The 18594-nt window shown below is 73.1% G+C and carries 13 protein-coding genes and 1 pseudogene; 8 read left to right on the forward strand and 6 right to left on the reverse strand.

The features are described from left to right. Positions 1-13: 13 nt before the first annotated feature. Positions 14-1129, reverse strand: a complete 1116-nt coding sequence (locus ABZ564_RS13920; protein ID WP_360854725.1) for a chemotaxis protein — start codon at positions 1127-1129, stop codon at positions 14-16. Positions 1130-1427: 298 nt separating this feature from the next. Here ABZ564_RS13920 and ABZ564_RS13925 point away from each other — a divergent pair, with 298 nt between their 5' ends. From ABZ564_RS13925 to ABZ564_RS13945, 5 genes are all read left to right on the forward strand, one after another. Further along, positions 1428-1628 carry a hypothetical protein gene (locus ABZ564_RS13925; RefSeq protein ID WP_360854728.1) on the forward strand — a complete coding sequence of 67 codons (201 nt, stop codon included), beginning with the start codon at positions 1428-1430 and terminating at the stop codon, positions 1626-1628. Positions 1629-1712: 84 nt separating this feature from the next. Next, entirely contained in the window at positions 1713-2870 is a 1158-nt protein-coding gene (locus ABZ564_RS13930; RefSeq protein ID WP_360854731.1) for a methyltransferase, read from the forward strand. A gap of 191 nt (positions 2871-3061) precedes the next feature. Next, a complete protein-coding gene (locus ABZ564_RS13935) occupies positions 3062-3799 on the forward strand; it encodes an SDR family oxidoreductase (protein WP_360854734.1) in 738 nt (245 codons plus the stop codon). A 140-nt stretch (positions 3800-3939) separates the two neighbouring features. After that, on the forward strand, positions 3940-6021 hold the full coding sequence (locus ABZ564_RS13940) for a serine/threonine-protein kinase (RefSeq protein ID WP_360854737.1): 2082 nt from the start codon (positions 3940-3942) through the stop codon (positions 6019-6021). Between the two features lie 48 nt (positions 6022-6069). Beyond that, positions 6070-7614, forward strand: a complete 1545-nt coding sequence (locus ABZ564_RS13945) for an NAD(P)/FAD-dependent oxidoreductase (RefSeq protein WP_360854740.1) — start codon at positions 6070-6072, stop codon at positions 7612-7614. Between the two features lie 75 nt (positions 7615-7689). On the opposite strand, the gene ABZ564_RS13950 is transcribed toward ABZ564_RS13945, so the two are convergent. After that, positions 7690-9519 carry a serine hydrolase gene (locus tag ABZ564_RS13950; RefSeq protein WP_360854743.1) on the reverse strand — a complete coding sequence of 610 codons (1830 nt, stop codon included), beginning with the start codon at positions 9517-9519 and terminating at the stop codon, positions 7690-7692. Between the two features lie 230 nt (positions 9520-9749). After that, a pseudogene (locus ABZ564_RS13955) lies at positions 9750-10043 on the reverse strand (FAD-dependent monooxygenase); the annotation flags it as partial. 58 nt (positions 10044-10101) lie between these two features. On the opposite strand from ABZ564_RS13955, the gene ABZ564_RS13960 reads away from it, so the two are divergent. Beyond that, the gene (locus ABZ564_RS13960; protein WP_360854746.1) at positions 10102-11601 is read left to right on the forward strand and encodes an acyl-CoA synthetase; all 1500 of its coding nucleotides are present in this window, start codon (positions 10102-10104) and stop codon (positions 11599-11601) included. Positions 11602-11619: 18 nt separating this feature from the next. On the opposite strand, the gene ABZ564_RS13965 is transcribed toward ABZ564_RS13960, so the two are convergent. Together ABZ564_RS13965 and paaK are read right to left on the reverse strand one after the other, a co-directional pair. Beyond that, on the reverse strand, positions 11620-12411 hold the full coding sequence (locus ABZ564_RS13965; RefSeq protein ID WP_360854749.1) for an SAM-dependent methyltransferase: 792 nt from the start codon (positions 12409-12411) through the stop codon (positions 11620-11622). Positions 12412-12514: 103 nt separating this feature from the next. After that, on the reverse strand, positions 12515-13798 hold the full coding sequence (paaK, locus tag ABZ564_RS13970) for a phenylacetate--CoA ligase PaaK (protein WP_360854907.1): 1284 nt from the start codon (positions 13796-13798) through the stop codon (positions 12515-12517). 184 nt (positions 13799-13982) lie between these two features. On the opposite strand from paaK, the gene ABZ564_RS13975 reads away from it, so the two are divergent. Then, the gene (locus ABZ564_RS13975) at positions 13983-15503 is read left to right on the forward strand and encodes an alpha/beta hydrolase (RefSeq protein WP_360854752.1); all 1521 of its coding nucleotides are present in this window, start codon (positions 13983-13985) and stop codon (positions 15501-15503) included. A gap of 19 nt (positions 15504-15522) precedes the next feature. On the opposite strand, the gene ABZ564_RS13980 is transcribed toward ABZ564_RS13975, so the two are convergent. Further along, entirely contained in the window at positions 15523-17151 is a 1629-nt protein-coding gene (locus ABZ564_RS13980; protein WP_360854755.1) for an FAD-dependent monooxygenase, read from the reverse strand. A gap of 281 nt (positions 17152-17432) precedes the next feature. Between ABZ564_RS13980 and ABZ564_RS13985 the strand changes: the two genes are divergently transcribed. After that, on the forward strand, positions 17433-18554 hold the full coding sequence (locus ABZ564_RS13985; protein ID WP_360854758.1) for a SchA/CurD-like domain-containing protein: 1122 nt from the start codon (positions 17433-17435) through the stop codon (positions 18552-18554). Positions 18555-18594: the final 40 nt, after the last annotated feature.

Consider the following 18594-nt stretch of genomic DNA (forward strand, 5'->3'; position numbering starts at 1 on the left):
GTCCTGGGAGGGCTCAGAAGCGCAGTTCCGCCGCGATCCGCCCGTGCCCCTTGAGCGAGTCGTCCGCGACGAAGCAGACCTCCGCGCCGCTGTCCAGCGCCGCCTCGACCAGCTCGTCGACGATGTCCTCCCGGACGTTCTCGTCGGCCGGGTCCACCACGTCGTCGGTCACGGGCTTCAGGTGCTCCTGGTCGACCCGGACCGTCTGCTGGTGGTGCTCCTCCACCGCCACCAGACCGGCGCGGCCCTCGCGCACCGCGGCCCACACCTCGTCGAGCCCGCCGGCGAACGCCTTCCGGCTGCGCGCCGCGTCGAGCCTGCCGTCGATCTCCGCCGCGAAGTGCGCGCGCCGGGCCTCCAGGGCCGGGCGCAGCTCGGTGAGCAGGTCGCCGGGAGCGTTGTCGGCCGGTGCGCCCTTGGTGACCCGGCCCACCGCCTCCTTCGCGCACTCGCCGACCTCGTCGAACAGGGCGAGCGCCGGCGCGATGCCGACCAGGTACAGCGGACGCGGATCGGCGGCCAGGACGGCGCGCAGCTTCTCGTCCACCGTGCGCAGGAAGTTCCGGGTGTCCTCGTTGGCGAAGTTGCTCGGCGTGTCACCGATCCGCTCCGCGCGCTGCGGGTTGAACTCCTCGCGCGGGGCCGTCAGCGGAAAGCCCCCGGCGTGCGCCTCCTGCGCGGACTCGGCGGTGCCGCTGAAGAGGGCGGCGTGGTCGGCGGCCACGGTCAGCGCCCAGAAGGGCCGGGCCTGCGCCTTCGCGGCGACCAGGTTGCGGGTGAGGTAACTGTCGCTCAGCACCACTCGTTCGGGCGCGGTACGCGGCAGCCGCCAGATCCGGAACTCGTCGGCGGTCGCGAGGAGCACCAGCGCGTCCAGTGCCCGGCGCGGATCGAGCTCGTCCACCGCGTGTTCGAGCTGTCGCTTGATCGCGAGGCACGTGTCGCGGCTGACGGCCGGATCGGCCTCCAGCCTGTTGTGCGCTTCGGACAGCAGATTGCGCAGCCGTACGGCGTCCTGGGCGTTGTCCGGGGCGCGCCGGTGGGTCGGCATGGTCAGGGACAGGGCCGGATAGGGCCTGGCCGCGCGCAGCTCCCGCAGCAGGCCGGAGGTCAAGGCGTCCGTGTCCATCGGTTCCCTCCAGGGGAATGGCGCACTGCGTGCGGAGCGGGTGAATCAACGAGTCAATTCATACCTTTTGATCCTTACATGGGCGAATTGTTCATGCCTGGGTGTGAGAAGCCCTGCTTTCCCGTGCCCGTTCGGTGGAAGGAGCGCTCGCGAACCGGACCGGCCCGACGCGTGAAGCCCCTGTATGCGTCATGTGCCGGTCGAGCGAGGACCCGGGGCCTCCTTCGTGACGTCGCCCGGCCTCGGATGCGGGAGCCGCGGCGGCGGGCGAGAATGACGGGAAGGACAAGGAGGCGGCATGAGCGACGAGCCCGATTCCGTATCCAGCACCCGGGGCGTGACTCCGGATGCCCTCTTGCACACCGGCGCCAGCGACAACCCGTCCGCGGAGGACCTGGTGCTCGCATCGGGGCGGGACCTGACCCCGGAGAACCTCGAGTGGGCGCAACGCACCCTGGCCAGGGAGGGCAGGGCGGCCATCGACAAGCGACTGCCGTAGACAGTGGTGCGGCGCGGCGGCCCCGGCCGCCGCGCCCGCGGCAGGTACGGGCACCGGGCGCCGCTCGGTTAGCCTGAACGCACAATGAACCGTTTGACGACGTCAGAGGCCGGTTACGACCTCGCCCGCTTCCCCGAGGACCCCCGCGACCCGTTCCGTGCCTGGGACGCGGCCGACGCCTACCTGCTCCAGCATCTGGAGGGGGCCGACGGCACCGGCCCGGTCGACGTCTCGGGGAACGTCGTCGTGGTCGGGGACCGCTGGGGCGCCCTGAGCACCGTGCTGGCCGCGCACCACCCCGTACAGATCAGCGACTCCTACCTCGGACAGCGGGCGACCGCGGCGAACCTGCGGCGCAACGCGCTGCCCGCCGACGCGGTGCGCCTGCTGTCGCCGCGCGACACCCCGCCGGACCGCATCGACGTGTTGCTCGTACGCGTACCCAAGAGCCTCGCGTTCCTGGAGGACCAGCTGCACCGGCTCGCGCCCCGCGTGCACGCCGGCACCGTCGTCGTCGGCGCCGGCATGGTCAAGGAGATCCACACCTCCACGCTCAAGCTGTTCGAGCGGATCATCGGGCCGACCCGCACCTCCCTCGCGGTCCGCAAGGCCCGGCTCATCCACTGCACGCCGGACCCGGCCCTGCCCCGCACTCCCAGCCCCTGGCCCCTGCGCTACGAGCTGCCCGCCGACGCCGGACCGGCCGCCGGGCGCACCGTCACCAACCACGCCGGGATCTTCTGCGCCGACCGGCTCGACATCGGCACCCGCTTCTTCCTCAAGCACCTGCCGGCCCGCAGCGGGCCGGACCGGGTCGTGGACCTCGGCTGCGGCAACGGCGTCGTCGGCCTCGCCGCGGCCCTCGCCAACCCGGACGCCGCCCTCACCTTCATCGACGAGTCCTACCAGGCCGTCGCCTCGGCCGAGGAAACCTTCCGCGACAACACCGGGCCCGGCGCCCAGGCCCGCTTCGTCGTCGGCGACGCCCTGGCCGGCGCCGAGCCCGGCAGCGCGGACCTCGTCCTGAACAACCCGCCGTTCCACTCCCACCAGGCCACCACCGACGCCACCGCCCGGAACATGTTCCACGGTGCCCGGAGCGCGCTGCGCCAGGGCGGCGAGCTGTGGGTGGTCGCCAACCGGCACCTCGGCCACCACGCCACCCTGCGCCGCGTCTTCGGCAACTGCACCACGGTGGCGGGCGACCCCAAGTTCGTCGTCCTGCGCGCCGTCAAACGCTGAGCGCTACCCCCCCCGGGCCCTGCGTGGGGAGCTGCCGCAGACCAGCGCACGGAGGCGGCCCGATGCCCCCCCCGCCGGGCCGTCGGTGCGGCACCGACGGCGGGCGCCGATCCGGGTCCGTTCTTCCCGGAAACGGACGGCGCGTATGGCAGGGTGGCGAGGACATGACCAGCGCCAGTCCGGAGGGACCCATGAGCGACAGGGACCGGTTCGTAGTCGTCAGCGGCGGAGGCACGGGGATCGGCCGGGCGACGGCCGCCCGATTCGCCCAGCAGGGAGACCGGGTGACCATCCTGGGGCGACGCCAGGAGGTGCTGAGCGCCGCCGCGGCCGGGATACGGGGCACACATCCGGTCCGCGCCCTCGCCGTCGACCTCTCCCGGCCCGAGGACATCGAAGCCCGGCTGGGCGAACTCCCGGACCGCGTCGACGTGGTGGTGAACAACGCGGGCGGACGCGGCACCCCGGCGGAGGCGGGCGGCCTCAAGGAGGTCGCCGAGCGGTGGCGGCGGGACTTCGACAACAACGTCCTGCCCGCCGTCCTGCTCACCGAAGCGCTGCTGCCCCGGCTCGCCTCGCCGGGCGGCCGCGTGATCACGATCGGTTCCGTGGCGGCACTGCGCGGCAACGGGTCCTACGGTGCGATGAAGGCGGCCCTCCAGGCGTGGAACCACACGCTGGCAGGGCAGTTGGGGAGCCGAGGGGCCACGGCCAACGTGGTCGTACCCGGATACGTCGCGGGCACCGAGTTCTTCGGCGGACCGGCGAGCGAGGAGGAACTCGCCCGCAGGCGTGCCCAGACGCTGGTCGGCAGGGTCGGTGAGCCCGCCGATGTGGCCGCCGCCGTCGCCTTCCTGGCCGGCCCCGACGCCGGATACATCACGGGTGAGTTCTTCAATGTCAACGGAGGAACACTGCTCGGGCGTTGACCGCCGGGCCCGCCCGGACGGCCCGTCCTCGGACCCGGCAGCCGCCCCACCCCGTACACACGGAAGAGGCAGGCAGCCATACTGGACGGGCCGGGGAGGGTGCGGCGGCGGCAGGCGGAACGACGGGGGCGGCAACAGGGATGGCGGAAACCAGGCTGATCCAGAGCCGGTACCGGCTGCTCGACCTGATAGGGCGCGGCGGCATGGGCGAGGTCTGGCGCGCCCGCGACGAATCGCTGGGCCGCCAGGTCGCCGTCAAGTGCCTCAAACCCATGAGCGCCCAGCACGACGAGGACTACACCCGCATCGTCCGCGAACGCTTCCGCCGCGAGGCCCGGGTCGCCGCCGCGCTCCAGCACCGGGGCGTCACCGTCGTCCACGACTTCGGCGAGCACGAGGGCGTGCTCTACCTCGTGATGGAGCTGCTGGACGGCCGCAACCTCAGCCAGCTCCTGGAGGACAACGAGCAGCACCCGCTGCCGGTCGACGACATCGTGGACATCGCCGAACAGGTCGCCGACGCGCTCGGCTACACCCACCAGCAGGGCATCGTCCACCGCGACCTCAAGCCCGCCAACATCATGCGGCTGTCCGACGGGACGGTGAAGATCTGCGACTTCGGCATCGCCAGGCCCGGCCGCGGCATCCCCGTCACCTCCCGGCTCACCGGCGTCGGCGTCGCCATGGGCACCCCGCACTACATGTCGCCGGAGCAGATCAGCGGTGGCCAGGTCGACCACCGCAGCGACCTCTACTCGCTGGGCTGCGTCCTGTACGAGATCGCGACCGGCGCCCCGCCCTTCGACCTGGAGGACTCCTGGGGCATCCTCGTCGGCCACCGGGACACCCCGCCCGAGCCGCTGCGCTCCCACCGCGCCGAACTGCCCGGATTCTTCGACCGGGTCGTCCTGGACCTCCTCGCCAAGACCCCGGAGGAGCGCCCGGCCGACGCCCACGACCTGCGCCGCCGCATCGCCGTCGGCCGCACCGGCGAGCAGCCCTTCATCGAGCCGGCCGGGCAGGTGCCGCCCGCCCCGCCCGCCCCCGTCACCCTGTCCGGCCGGACGCCCGCCGCCGCTCCGCCGCTGCCCGTCTGGGCGCGCACGATGACCGGCGGCCACCAGGCGACGGGCACGGTGAACCCGCTGGCGCCGCCCGACCACTCGGCGGGGCTGACCCTCAGCTGGACCACCGGGGCCGGCCCGGCCCCCGCGCCCCTCACCGGCCACCAGGCCCTGGGCGCGGGCCCCGGCCGCAAGGTCCGGGCCGAGAACGCGCTGCGCGAGTTCGGCCGCCTCGCCGAGGACCGCGCCCGCGTCCTCGGCCCGGACCACAGCGAAACCCTCGCCGCCCGGCAGCAGATGGCGTACGCGCTCGGCCGCCTCGGCCGGCACGCCGAGGCCCACGAACTCCACGCCGCCGTGCTCCTGTCCCGGGAGCGCGCGATGGGCCCGGACCACCCCGACACCCTGCGCTGCCGCCACAACCTGGCCTTCAGCCTCAGCAGGCTGGGACGCCTGGAGGACTCGTACCGCATGGCCCGCGACGTGGCCGCGGCCCGTGCCCGGGTACTGGGCGCCGGCCACCCCGACACCCTGGTCACGCTCTACGAGGTCGGTTACGCGCTGGGCCGCCTCGGCCGGTGGACGGAGGCCCTGCACACCTACCGGCAGGTCGCCGAGGCCCGGACCCGGCTGCTGGGCCCCGACCACCCCGACACCCTCGCCACCCGCTACGAGGTCGGCATCAGCCTGGGACGGCTCGGCCGCAGCACCGACGCGCTGGAGCTGTACCGCGCGCTCGTCGCCGACCGCACCCGGGTCAACGGCCCCGTCGACCCGGAAACCCTGCGCGCCCGCCACGGACTGGGCGTCAACCTCGGCCGGCTGGCCCGCTGGGACGAGGCCCTGGCCGAGGCACAGGCGGTGTGCGCCGCCCGGGAGGGTGTCCTCGGCCCCGACCACCCCGACACCCTCGTCAGCCGCCGCGAGGTGGCCGTCGCCCTCGGCTGGCTGGGCCGCTGGTCCGACGCGCTCACCGTCTACCGGCAGGTCGCCGACGCCCGGACCCGGCTGCTGGGCGCCGCCCACCCCGACACCCTCGCCGGCCGCGACGACGAGGCGCACTGCCTCGAACAGCTGGGCCGCCCCCGCGAGGCGGCCGACCTCTACCGCGAGGTGGCCGCGCTCCGGCAGCAGGGCGGCGGCCGGCCACCGCCCTGACCGGGCACACGCTCTGGCCGGGCCGCACGTGCCGTGTTACCAAGGGACATGACCGTACGGGACAGCTATGACGCGGTGATCGTGGGCGGCGGCCACAACGGCCTGGTCGCGGCGGCCTACCTGGCCCGCGCCGGGCAGCGGGTCCTGCTCCTGGAACGGCTCCCGGCCACCGGGGGAGCGGCCGTATCGACCCGTCCATTCGCCGGCGTCGACGCCCGGCTCTCCCGCTACTCCTATCTGGTCTCGCTGCTCCCGCGGAAGATCGTCCGTGAGCTCGGACTGGACTTCGCCGTACGCAAGCGGACCGTTTCCTCGTACACCCCGGCCGTCCGCGACGGACGGCCCACCGGCCTCCTCGTCGGCGGCGACCGCACCCGCGACTCCTTCGCCGCGCTCACCGGCTCGGACCGCGAGTACGAGGCGTGGCAGCGCTTCTACGCGATGACCGGGCGGGTCGCCGGCCGCGTCTTCCCGACCCTGACCGAACCGCTCCCCACCCGTGACGCGCTGCGGGAGCGGATCGGCGACGAGGACGCCTGGCGCATGCTGTTCGAGGAGCCCATCGGCGTCGCCGTCGAGGAGCACTTCGCGGACGACCTCGTGCGCGGCGTCGTGCTCACCGATGCGCTGATCGGTACCTTCGCCGACGCCCACGACGCCTCACTGCTCCAGAACCGCTGCTTCCTCTACCACGTGATCGGCGGCGGAACCGGCGACTGGGACGTCCCGGTCGGCGGCATGGGCGCGCTCACCGACGCGCTCGCCGGGGCCGCCCTGGCCGCCGGCGCCCGGATCCGGACCGGCCACGAGGCGCTCCGCATCGACACGGACGGGACACGCGCCGAGGTGACCGTACGGGCGGACGGCGGCGAGCACACCGTCGGCGCCCGCCGGGTCCTGGTCAACGCGGCCCCGCAGACCCTCGCCGCCCTCCTCGGTGAGGAGCCGCCGGAGCCCGCCGAGGGCGCCCAGTTCAAGGTGAACATGCTGCTCACCCGGCTGCCCCGGCTCCGCGACCGGTCCGTCGACCCGCGCCGGGCGTTCGCCGGTACGTTCCACATCGCCGAGGGGTACGGGCAGCTCGCCGCCGCCCACCGGGACGCGTCGGCCGGGCGGCTGCCCGCCGCGCCGCCCTCGGAGATCTACTGCCACTCGCTGACAGATCCCTCGATCCTCGGCCCCGGCCTCGCCGCCACGGGCCACCAGACCCTGACCCTCTTCGGCCTGCACACCCCGGCCCGCCTCTTCGCCGACGACAACGACACCGCCCGCGCCACCCTGCTCCGGGCCACCCTCGCCGAACTCGACGCGCACCTGGAGGAGCCCCTCGCCGACTGCCTGGCGCGCGACGCGAACGGCGAGCCGTGCATCGAGGCGAAGACCCCGCTCGACCTCGAACGCGACCTGCGCCTGCCCGGCGGCCACATCTTCCACCGCGACCTCGCCTTCCCCTGCGCGACGGAGACCACCGGCCGCTGGGGCGTGGAGACCGCGCACCCCAACGTCCTGCTGTGCGGGGCGGGCGCGGTGCGCGGCGGCGGCGTGAGCGGGGTCCCCGGCCACAACGCCGCGATGGCGGCGCTGGGCCGGTGACAGGCCGCGCCGTCCCCCGGGCACCGGTGCGGGGCGGGCGGCCGGGCCCGTCCGCCCCGCGGTCGTGGTGTGCCGTCAGTCGGCCGACGCCGCCCAGCCGTCGGCCTCGATGCGGCCGGCGTCCGAGGGCCGGCTCTCGTCGAAGACCGTACGGTTGCCGTCCTCGACCTTGATGGCGTCCACGTACACACCCCGGCCCACGTACAGCGAGTCGGTGGTGTAGCGCCACCTGAGGCGCACCTCGGCACCGCGCCCGCCGGGGAGACCGGCTTCGAGGCGGTGCCAGACCCGGCCCGACCAGCCGGAGAGCGAGCCGTCCGGGTGCGACTCGGTCCGGGGATGAGGGCCCTGCCCCGTCGCGGTGGTGGTGAACGGAACCGGCTGCCAGGTGGTCCCGGCGTCCGTCGACGCCTCCAGGCGGAGGAAGTCCGAGGCCGGTTCGGTGTCCCACCACAGCGCACAGCTCAGCCGGGCGCGCGAGGAGGCGAGCGGCAGGGGCGGCAGCGCCAGGGTGGCGGTGGCGGCGCTCGCCATTCCGGAGAACCAGGCCGTACGCCCCCGGGCCGGCCGGACCGCGACCGCCCGCGCCATCTGGTTGGCGGTGGCGACGCGCGGCGCGCTGCCGGAGCGCCAGCTGCGCACCGGGTGCACCGAGTTGCCCAGCACGATCAGGAACGAGTCCGTGGTCGGGTCCAGGACCAGGCTGGTGCCGGTGAAGCCGGTGTGCCCCGCCGTACGGGGCGTGGCCATGGCCCCCATGTACCAGTGCTGGTAGAGCTCGAAGCCCAGGCCGTGCTCGTCACCGGGGAACGCCGTGTTGAAGTCGGTGAACAGCAGGTCGACCGAGTCCTCCGAGAGGATGCGGGCCCGGCCGTAGACCCCGCCGTTGAGCAGGGTGCGCGCGAGGACCGCGAGGTCCCAGGCGCACGAGAACACCCCGGCGTGTCCGGCCACCCCGTCCAGGCTGTAGGCGTTCTCGTCGTGCACCTCGCCCCAGACCAGGCCGCGGTCGAGTCCGGACCAGGGGCGCCGGGCGTCCTCGGTCGCGGCGATCTTCGGCTTCCAGGAGGCCGGCGGGTTGTACCGGGTGCGGTGCATCCCGAGCGGACCGGTGATCCGCTCGCGCAGCAGGACGTCCAGGGTCCGGCCGGTCAGCTTCTCCAGGACCAGCTGGAGCGAGATCAGGTTGAGGTCGGAGTAGAGGTAGACCGTGCCGGGCGGGTTGGCCGGCACCTCGTTCCACAGGAGCTCCAGCTTCCCTTCCCGGGTCGGCGCGCTGTAGAGCGGGATCCAGGAGGTGAAACCCGAGGTGTGCGTCAGCAGCTGACGGATGGTTATGTCCTGCTTGCCGCCGCCCGCGAACTCCGGGAGATAGGAGGCGACCGTGGCCTCCAGCTCCAGTGCGCCGTGCTCGATCTGCTGCACGGCCAGGATCGAGGTGAACAGCTTGGAGACCGACGCCATGTCGAAGACCGTGTCCTCGGCCATCGCGATCTGCTGGTCCGCGGGGAGCTCCACACCGGTGTCGGTGGTCTCGTCGTACGCCGAGTAGCGCACCGCCTTGCCGATCGGATGGTGCAGCGCCACCGTCCCGCCGCGGCCCGCGAGCAGCACCGCGCCCGCGTACCACGGGTGTTTCGGTGACGCGGCCAGGTAGCGCTCCGCCTCGGTGACCAGCTTGTCGAGGGGTTCGCGCAGGAGCCCGGCACGGGAAGCCGAACCGCGCCGCAGCGTCGGCTTCGCGCCCCGGCCCGCGTTCATCTCCGACGTCCCCGTCCCCGTCTCCGTGGCGGACGCCGTGCCCGCGAACGGGATGGGCGCCAGGGCGAGTGCTCCGCCCAGGGCCAGCATCCCACCGCCGACCCTCCGCCGGCTGATACCCCCGGCCGCCGTGTCCTGCGTCATGCACAACCCCTTCCCACTGCCTGAAAGTAACTTTCGAAATCTCGTACGGGCATGAAACTTCCTGCCGAGCAGAGAGTACTGTCAGGGCCCGCCGTGCCGTAGGGGGTGGAGGCGCAAAGAATCTGACAAATCGTCAGGGAGTGTCTCTCCTCGGCCGGGGCTCCGGTCGGACGTGGCGTTCTCGGACCTGTCGAGGCCGTGACCTCGGGGGAACCGGCCGTGAGGCGGAGTCAGTCCCCGTCCGGGGCCGTGCTCTTGAGGAAGTCGATGAGCCCGTGCGGGGCGCGCTCGTCGAGGCGGAGGTCCAGGATCTCGTGGGCGTCCGCGTGGAAGGACGCGCTGCGCGGGAACATCGCCGCTTCGTAGGCGGTGAGCGCGGCTTCGACGTCGCCGGGATGAGCGGCGATCGCCTTACCGAGCTCCGAGCCGTCGAACATCGCCGGATTCGCGCCGTCGCCGGACGGCGGCATCAGGTGCGCGGCGTCGCCGAGGAACGTCACGCCGGGCACGCGGTCCCATCGATGTGCGCCGGCACGCTCCCGGACCCTTGACCGCCGGGCCCGGGCCGCACAGGATCACGCCATGACCGGTGTACGCAGCAGCACAGTCGACGGCGTCGTGACCCGCAGCGCACGACGCGCCCCCGGACGCACCGCCCTGCGGTACGCCGACCGGTCCTGGACCTACCGCGAGCTGGACGAGGCCGTCACCACCGCGGCCGCCGCCCTCACCGAGGGCCACGCGCTGCGGCCGGGGGACCGGGTGGCCGCCTACGCGCACAACTCCGACGCCTATCTGATCGCCTTCCTCGCCTGCGCCCGCGCCGGGCTCGTCCATGTGCCGGTCAACCAGAACCTCACCGGGGACGACCTGGCGTACATCCTGCGCCAGTCCGGCAGCTCCCTGGTCCTCACCGACCCGGCCCTCGCGGACCGCCTCCCCGAGGGCTTCGCGGTACGGGCGCTGCGCGACGAGGAGGGCTCGCTGCTGGCCGAACTGAGCACGCCGCGCCCCTTCGCCTCCGCGCACGAACCCGCCGCCGACGACCTGGTCCAGCTGCTGTACACCTCCGGGACCACCGCGCTCCCCAAGGGCGCGATGATGACGAACGGCGCCCTCGTCCACGAGTACGTCAGCGCCGTCACCGCCCTGGACCTGCGCGCCGGCGACCGGCCCGTCCACGCGCTGCCGCTCTACCACTCGGCCCAGATGCACGTGTTCCTGCTGCCCTACCTCGCGGTGGGGGCCGAGAACACCGTCCTCGACGCCCCGGACGCGGCCCGGATCTTCGACCTGGTCGAGTCCGGGCGGGCCGACAGCCTCTTCGCCCCGCCCACCGTGTGGATCGGTCTCGCCAACCACCCCGACTTCGCGGCCCGCGACCTCGGCGGGCTGCGCAAGGCGTACTACGGGGCGTCGGTCATGCCCGTCCCCGTGCTGGAACGCCTCCGCGACCGGCTCCCCGGCCTGGCCTTCTACAACTGCTTCGGGCAGAGCGAGATCGGCCCGCTGGCCACCGCGCTGGGACCGGACGAGCACGAGGGCCGGATGGACTCGTGCGGCAGGCCCGTCCTCTTCGTCGAGGCGAAGGTGGTCGACGAGAACGGCAAGGACGTCCCCGACGGCACGGCGGGCGAGGTGGTCTACCGCTCGCCCCAGCTGTGCACCGGCTACTGGGACAAGCCGGAGGAGAGCGCGGAGGCGTTCCGCGACGGCTGGTTCCACTCCGGCGACCTCGCCGTCCGGGACGCGGACGGCTACTTCACGGTGGTCGACCGGGTGAAGGACGTCATCAACTCCGGCGGGGTCCTCGTCGCGTCCCGGCAGGTCGAGGACGCCCTCTACACTCACCCCGCGGTCGCCGAGGCGGCCGTCGTCGGGCTGCCCGACGAACGCTGGATCGAGGCGGTCACCGCCGTCGTCGTCCTGAAGGACGAGGCCGGCGAGGAGGAGCTGATCGCGCACGCCCGCGAACGGCTCGCCCACTTCAAGGCGCCGAAGCGGGTCGTGTTCGTGGACGCCCTCCCGCGCAACGCCAGCGGGAAGATCCTCAAACGGGAGCTGCGCGACCGCTTCGCCTGACGGCCGTCCGGCCGCATGTCACCGGACGAGGCCGACGCCGACATGGAAGGTGTCGACGGCCTCCGGGCCCTGCGACGCGGGGGTGGTGCCGTTGTGCCACCGCGTGGCGGTCACCAGACCCGGGCCGACCAGGTCGAGCCCGTCGAAGAAGCGGGCCACCTCCGCACGGTCGCGGGGCCGCAGCGTGATGCCGCTCGACCGGTAGCGGTCCAGGGCCTCCTGGTCGACGACGAGGAAGTCCAGGGTGAAGTGGGAGAGGGCCAGGCAGCTGCCTGCGGGCAGCGCGTCCAGCAGGGTGCGGGTGATGCCGTACGGATCGTCCTCGTCGGCCAGGAAGTGCATCAGGGCGATCATCGAGAGCGCCACGGGCCGGTCGAAGTCCAGCACCGTGCGGGCGTGGGCGAGGATCTTCTCCGGCTCGCGCACATCGGCTTCCAGGTAATCGGTGGCGCCCTCGGGGGAGCTGACGAGCAGCGCCTCCGCGTGCCGCAGGACGATCGGATCGTTGTCCGTGTAGACGATCCGGGCCGCCGGGTCGACCTCCTGGACGATCTGGTGGAGGTTCGGCCGGGTCGGGATGCCGGTCCCGATGTCGAGGAACTGGCCGATGCCCGCCCGCGCCGCCCAGCCGGCCGCCCGGTGCATGAAGGCCCGGTTCTGCGCGACCCCCGCCTTCGCCAGGTCCGGCATCTGCTCGCCCAGTTCCTGGTCGACGGGATAGTGGTCCTTGCCGCCGAGCAAGTAGTCGTAGACGCGTGCCGGATGCGGCCTGCTGGTGTCGACCGGTGTCCCGGCCGGGCCTGCCGTCATGGTGTGCTCCCCAATCCTTCGACGGGAGAACACGAGTCCCCCCAGCGGACAACGGTCACTCCGGCTCATCCTGCCACAGCAACCCCATTGCCCAGCAGGGGAGTTACCCGCGCTCGTCCACGATCCGCCGGAACTTGCCGACCGACCGCTCCAGTGTCTTCGGGTCGAGGATCTCGACGCCGACCGACACCCCGATCCCGTCCTTGACCGCCGCCGCGACGGATGCGGCGGCCGCCGCCCGCTGCCCCGGCGTCGCCCCGGGCCGGGCCTCCGCCCGCACCGTCAGCACGTCGAGCCGGCCCTCTCGGGTCAGCCGGAGCTGGAAGTGCGGCGACACCCCCGGGGTGCGGAGCACGATCTCCTCGATCTGTGTCGGGAAGAGGTTGACCCCGCGCAGGATCACCAGATCGTCGCTGCGTCCGGTGACCTTCTCCATCCGCCGGAAGACACGGGCCGTGCCGGGCAGCAGCCGGCTCAGGTCCCGCGTCCGGTACCGGATCACCGGCATGGCCTCCTTGGTCAGCGAGGTGAACACCAACTCGCCCTTCTCCCCCTCGGGCAGCACCTCGCCGGTGAACGGGTCGACCACCTCCGGATAGAAGTGGTCCTCCCAGATGTGCAGCCCGTCCTTCGTCTCCACGCACTCCTGCGCCACACCCGGCCCCATCACCTCGGACAGGCCGTATATGTCGACCGCGTCGATCGCGAACCGCTCCTCGATCTCGCGCCGCATCTCCTGCGTCCAGGGCTCGGCCCCGAAGATCCCCGCCTTCAGCGAGGTCGTACGCGGATCGACGCCCTGCCGCTCGAACTCGTCGAGGACGGTCAGCATGTACGAGGGCGTCACCATGATGATGTCGGGCCGGAAATCCTGGATCAGCCGGACCTGGCGGGCCGTCATGCCGCCCGACGCGGGGATCACCGTGCAGCCGAGCCGCTCCGCCCCGTAATGCGCCCCGAGACCGCCGGTGAACAAGCCGTAGCCGTAGGCCACATGGATCTTCTGCCCCGGGCGGCCCCCCGCCGCCCGGATGGAGCGGGCCACCACGTCGGCCCACGTCTCCAGGTCCTTCTCCGTGTAGCCGACGACGGTCGGCCGGCCCGTCGTCCCGCTGGAGGCGTGGATGCGGCGGATCTCCTCCTCCGGCACCGCGAACATCCCGAACGGGTAGTTGTCCCGCAGATCGGCCTTGGTGGTGAAGGGGAACCGCGCCAGATCGCCGAGCGAACGGCAGTCCTCCGGCCGCAGCCCCGCCCGGTCGAACGCCGCCCGGTAGTGCGCCACGTTCTCGTACGCGTGGCGCAGCGTGGCCCGCAGCCGTTCCAGCTGGAGCGCCTCCAGCTCGTCGCGGCTCATCCGTTCCGCCGCATCCAGCAGAGCCGTCACGCGGGCCTCCCTCGTTCCGTACGCGCCGTGCGGGCGACCGATCATTCGGTCGCCTCCTTCCGGAGCAGTAATTCAGGATCGCGCACCGCCTGACAAGAGGGATGACGCATCTCGCCCACCCGCCCGGATACGCCCGTACCGAACACGGCTGCATCACCCGGACAGCCCTGTTTGGATGGAAACCATGCCGACCTTCCACACGTACGACGGAACCGAGCTCGCCTATCACCTCATGGGGGAGGGGACACCGCTCATCTGCCTGCCGGGCGGTGCCATGCGGGCGAGCGCCTACCTCGGTACCCTCGGCGGTCTCGCCGCCCACCGGCAGCTGATCCTCCTCGATCTGCGCGGCACAGGAGGCTCCGCCGCCCCCGCGGACCCCGCCACCTACCGCTGCGACCGGCAGACCGGCGACGTCGAGGCCCTGCGCGCCCACCTCGGCCTGGAACGCGTCGACCTCCTCGCCCACTCCGCGGCCGGCGACCTCGCCGCCCTCTATGCCGCCCGGTATCCGGAGCGGCTGCGCAACCTGGTCCTCGTCGCCCCCACCACCCGGGCCACCGGCCTCCCCGCCGTCGTGCGCGACGCCCGCGAGGCGGCCGCCCTGCGCAGCTCGCAACCGTGGTACGAGGACGCGCTCGCCGCCCTGGAGGAGATCTGGGCCGGCCGGATGACCGACGAACTGCGCGCCCGGGCAAGGCCGTTCATGTACGGGCGCTGGGACGCCGCCGCGCGGGAGCACGCCGCGGGCTCGCCCGCCCAGATCAACGCCGAGGCCGCCGCACGGTACGCCGGCGAAGGCGCCTTCGACCCGGCCGCCACGGTGCCCGCCCTGCGCACGCTGGAGGCACCGGTCCTCGTGCTGACCGGCGAGTACGACACCGTCCTCACCCCCGACCGCGCCGCCGAACTGGCCGCGCTCTTCCCGCACGCGGAGTTCGCCGTGCAGCGCGGCGCCGCGCACTTCCCGTGGATCGACGACGCGGGGGCGTTCGCCCGCACGATCGAGGCGTTCCTCGACCCGGAGGTGCACAGCGTCCGGGCCGGCGGGGTGCGACTCGCCCACCGGGTGTGGGGCGACCCGGCCGCGCCGCCGGTCGTCCTGGCCCACGGCCGGTGCGGGAACAGCGGCGACTGGGCCCACATCGCCGCCCGGCTCGCCGCCACGCACCGGGTGTACGCCTTCGACTTCCGGGGCCACGGGCTCAGCGACTGGCCCGGCCGCTACTCCTTCGAGCTGTTCCGCGACGACCTGCACGGCTTCCTGGAGGCCCGCAACCTCGCCGGCGCCACCGTCGTCGGACACTCCATGGGCGCCGCCGCCGCATACCTGCTCGCCGAGCGGCACCCGGGGCTGATCGGCCGCCTCGTCCTCGAGGAGCCGCCGCCGCCCCTCCCGCTCGACCCGCCGCGCCCGGTCCCCGAACACCCGGGCGGAGAGCTGGACTTCGACTGGCCGCTCGTGCCGTCCACCGACGCCCAGCTCAACGCCCCGGACCCGGCCGGCCGCGAACTCCTCGGTGAGATCACCGCCCCCACCCTCGTCATCGGCGGCGGCCCGGGCAGCCGGATCGCGCAGGAGGACCTGGCCCGGATGGCCCGCCGCATCCCCGGCGCCGAACACGTCACCATCGACGCGGGCCATCTCGTACACACCGAACGACCGGAGGAATTCCTGGCGGCCCTCCGGTCGTTCGGTATGTGATCAGCTTCCAGACGTCACGTCAGTCGCGGTGCAGCAGCCTCACCAGCACCTCGTGCAGCGTCGCCTCGGCGTCCTCGGCGGCCGACTCCGCACGCCAGGCGACGAAGCCGTCGGGGCGCACCAGGACCGCACCGTCCGGGCGCGTCCCGTGGGCCTCGGCCCAGTCCGCCCCGTCCTCCGGCTCCAGATCGCCGCCCTCCCCGATGCCGAACGCGTCGAGCCGCACCCCCAGCCGGTCGGCGACCCGGGACGCGGCCCGCCGCCACACCGTGTCGGCGCCGTCGGCGAGCAGCACGAATGAGCGCTCGTACAGATCGAGGGTCGAGATCCGCTCCCCGGCCCGGCGCACCCACAGATGGGGCGCCCTGCTGCCCGGATCGCCCGTCAGCCGCATCCCCTCCGGAACCACCGGCGCGTCCGGGGCCGCGCCCAGCACCGCGCCCTCCACATAGCGGTAGCCCAGCACCACGTTCAGCATCCCGCCCCGCTTGCCGCCACCCACCGAGGGCGGCGGTGCGTAGCCGGGGTGGCTGTGCTCCTCGGACCTCGCCGACGCGCGCTCGCCGGTCGCCCGGGCCACCGGCAGCCGCTCCTGGCCGTACGTCTCCAGCAGCCCCCGGCCCGCCTCGCCCCGCAGGACCGCGGCCAGCTTCCACGCCAGGTTGTGCGCGTCCTGGATGCCGGTGTTGGAGCCGAACGCGCCGGTGGGCGACATCTCGTGCGCCGAGTCACCGGCCAGGAACACCCGGCCCCGCGAATACCGCTCGGCCACCCGCTCCGCCGCGTGCCACGGCGCCTTGCCCGTGATCTCCACGTCGATGTCCGGCGCACCGACGGCGGCGCGGATGTGGCGGGCGCACCGCTCGTCCGTGAAGTCCTCCAGCGTCTCGCCGCGGCCGGGCTGCCACGGGGCGTGGAACACCCACTCACGCTCGTTGTCCACCGGCAGCAGAGCGCCCTCCGCCTCCGGGTTGGTCAGGTAGCACACGATGAAGCGCCGGTCGCCCAGTACCTCGGCCAGCCCGCGCGACCGGAAGGTGACGCTCACGTTGTGGAACAGCTCGCCGGCCCCCGAACGGCCGATGCCCAGCTGCTCACGGATCGGGCTGCGCGGCCCGTCCGCCGCGATCAGGTAGTCGGCCCGTACCGTCGTGTGCTCACCGGTATCCCGGTTCTTCAGGGCCGCCGAGACACCCGAGGCATCCGGGTCGAACGACAGCAGCTCCGTGGAGAACCGCAGGTCACCGCCCTGCTCCCGGGCCCGCTCCAGCAGGACGGGCTCCAGGTCGTTCTGGCTGCACAGGCACCAGCCCGTCGGGCTGAACCGGGCGAGCGCCCCGCCCGGGTCGATCTCCCGGAACAACCACTCCTGGTCGTCCCCGGTCAGCGACCCGGCCTGGAGGATGCCGTGGTTGTCCGCCAGCACCGAGGCCGCCGCCCGGATCTCCCGCTCCACGCCCGCCCGGCGGAACACCTCCATCGTGCGGACGTTGTTGCCGCGGCCACGCGGATGCGTCGAGGTGGCCGCGTGCTTCTCGACCAGCAGATGCTCGACGCCGAGCCGGCCGAGGAAAAGGGACGCGGACAGGCCCACCAGCGAGCCGCCCACGATGAGGACCGGTACATGGAGGTCGACGTTCTCGTTCATCAGTTGCTCCAGCTCGGACGTCGTACGGATGCAGTGTCCATGCCCGTACAGGGGCCGGGTCGGAGCGCTTCGGACGCCCCCTCACCTGAACGGTTCATAAATCTCGCGTCGGGCGGACCAGCGTTTCACGATCGGTCACGGAGACGCCGCCCTCGGTCCAGGGCGGGCCGTGCGCGCTCTCCGGGAGATTCCCCGTTCCGATTCCCGCGGCAGCCGACGGGCCACCGCTCCGGCCGGCTCTCCCAGCCTCCCTGCCTCACACCGTCGAAGGAGTTCGCCAGATGACCACCACCCTCTCGGAACGGATCTCACAGTCCGCCTTCGACGGATCCAGGCTGCGTGTCGTGCTGCTGCTCGACCTGCACGACGGCGCCCAGAAGCAGTTCCTGGAAGCGTACGAGCACATGCGCAACCAGGTCGCCTCCATCCCCGGCCACATCAGCGACCAGCTGTGCCAGTCCATCGAGAACCCCTCGCAGTGGCTGATCACCAGCGAGTGGGAGAGCGCCCCGCCCTTCCTCGCCTGGGTCAACAGCGAGGAGCACGTCGCGACCGTGCAGCCCCTGCACAGCTGCGTACGCGACACCCGGTCACTGCGCTTCAGCGTGCTGCGCGAGACCGGCAAGGGGTTCGAGAACGTCCCCGACCCGGCCCGGGGCAGCCTCCAGGCGTCCCCGCGCCTCGGCGACGGCGTCGTACGCCACGCGCTCACCTTCACGGTGAAGCCGGGCACCGAGGACATCGTGGCGAAGCTCCTCGCCGACTACGAGTCCCCCCGCTCACGCGTCGACGACCACACCCGGCTGCGCCGCACCTCGCTGTTCATGCACGGCAACCGGGTCGTGCGCGCGGTCGAGGTCGAGGGCGACCTCATGGCCGCGCTGCGCCACGTCTCCCGCCAGCCCGAGGTCCGCGCCGTCGAGGAGGCCATCAACCCCTACCTCGAACAGGACCGGGACCTCGCCGACCCCGACTCCGCCCGGATGTTCTTCACCCGCGCGGCCCTGCCCACCGTGCACCACGTCTCGGCCGGCCGCCACGCCCCCGGCAGCCTGCACCGGCACGCGGTGTTCTACCAGGCCAAGGAGGGCTGCGGGATGCCCCTGGCCCGGCTGCTGGCGGAGCACGACGAGGAGGCCGCCGAGGACACCGGCAGCCCCATCGACAGCAGCACGATCTTCCAGCGCGACGACATCGTCGTCCGTCTCCTGGAAGTGAGCGGCCCGCTCGACGCGCGGCCCGCCCAGGCGCTCGGCATCAACGGCCCCGGCAAGGCGGCCCGCCTGGCCCGCCTCCTGGACGGTGAGGCCAACGCCGTACCGGCCACCGACCAGGACGCCGCACGCTTCCTCGCCCGGTCCGAGATGCGGCTGATCACCGACCGGCGGGCCGCGGATTCCTGAACCGCGCTCCGGCTTTTGGGGGGTTCTCGCTCGACCCGTC

The sequence above is a fragment of the Streptomyces sp. NPDC019224 genome, from assembly GCF_040632605.1.
Taxonomy (GTDB): domain Bacteria; phylum Actinomycetota; class Actinomycetes; order Streptomycetales; family Streptomycetaceae; genus Streptomyces.

Coding starts and splice junctions, on each gene's coding strand:
- ABZ564_RS13920 (WP_360854725.1), bottom strand. CDS start 1,129: ATGGACACGGACGCCTTGACCTCCGGCCTGCTGCGGGAGCTGCGCGCG.
- ABZ564_RS13925 (WP_360854728.1), top strand. CDS start 1,428: ATGAGCGACGAGCCCGATTCCGTATCCAGCACCCGGGGCGTGACTCCG.
- ABZ564_RS13930 (WP_360854731.1), top strand. CDS start 1,713: ATGAACCGTTTGACGACGTCAGAGGCCGGTTACGACCTCGCCCGCTTC.
- ABZ564_RS13935 (WP_360854734.1), top strand. CDS start 3,062: ATGAGCGACAGGGACCGGTTCGTAGTCGTCAGCGGCGGAGGCACGGGG.
- ABZ564_RS13940 (WP_360854737.1), top strand. CDS start 3,940: ATGGCGGAAACCAGGCTGATCCAGAGCCGGTACCGGCTGCTCGACCTG.
- ABZ564_RS13945 (WP_360854740.1), top strand. CDS start 6,070: ATGACCGTACGGGACAGCTATGACGCGGTGATCGTGGGCGGCGGCCAC.
- ABZ564_RS13950 (WP_360854743.1), bottom strand. CDS start 9,519: ATGACGCAGGACACGGCGGCCGGGGGTATCAGCCGGCGGAGGGTCGGC.
- ABZ564_RS13960 (WP_360854746.1), top strand. CDS start 10,102: ATGACCGGTGTACGCAGCAGCACAGTCGACGGCGTCGTGACCCGCAGC.
- ABZ564_RS13965 (WP_360854749.1), bottom strand. CDS start 12,411: ATGACGGCAGGCCCGGCCGGGACACCGGTCGACACCAGCAGGCCGCAT.
- ABZ564_RS13975 (WP_360854752.1), top strand. CDS start 13,983: ATGCCGACCTTCCACACGTACGACGGAACCGAGCTCGCCTATCACCTC.
- ABZ564_RS13980 (WP_360854755.1), bottom strand. CDS start 17,151: ATGAACGAGAACGTCGACCTCCATGTACCGGTCCTCATCGTGGGCGGC.
- ABZ564_RS13985 (WP_360854758.1), top strand. CDS start 17,433: ATGACCACCACCCTCTCGGAACGGATCTCACAGTCCGCCTTCGACGGA.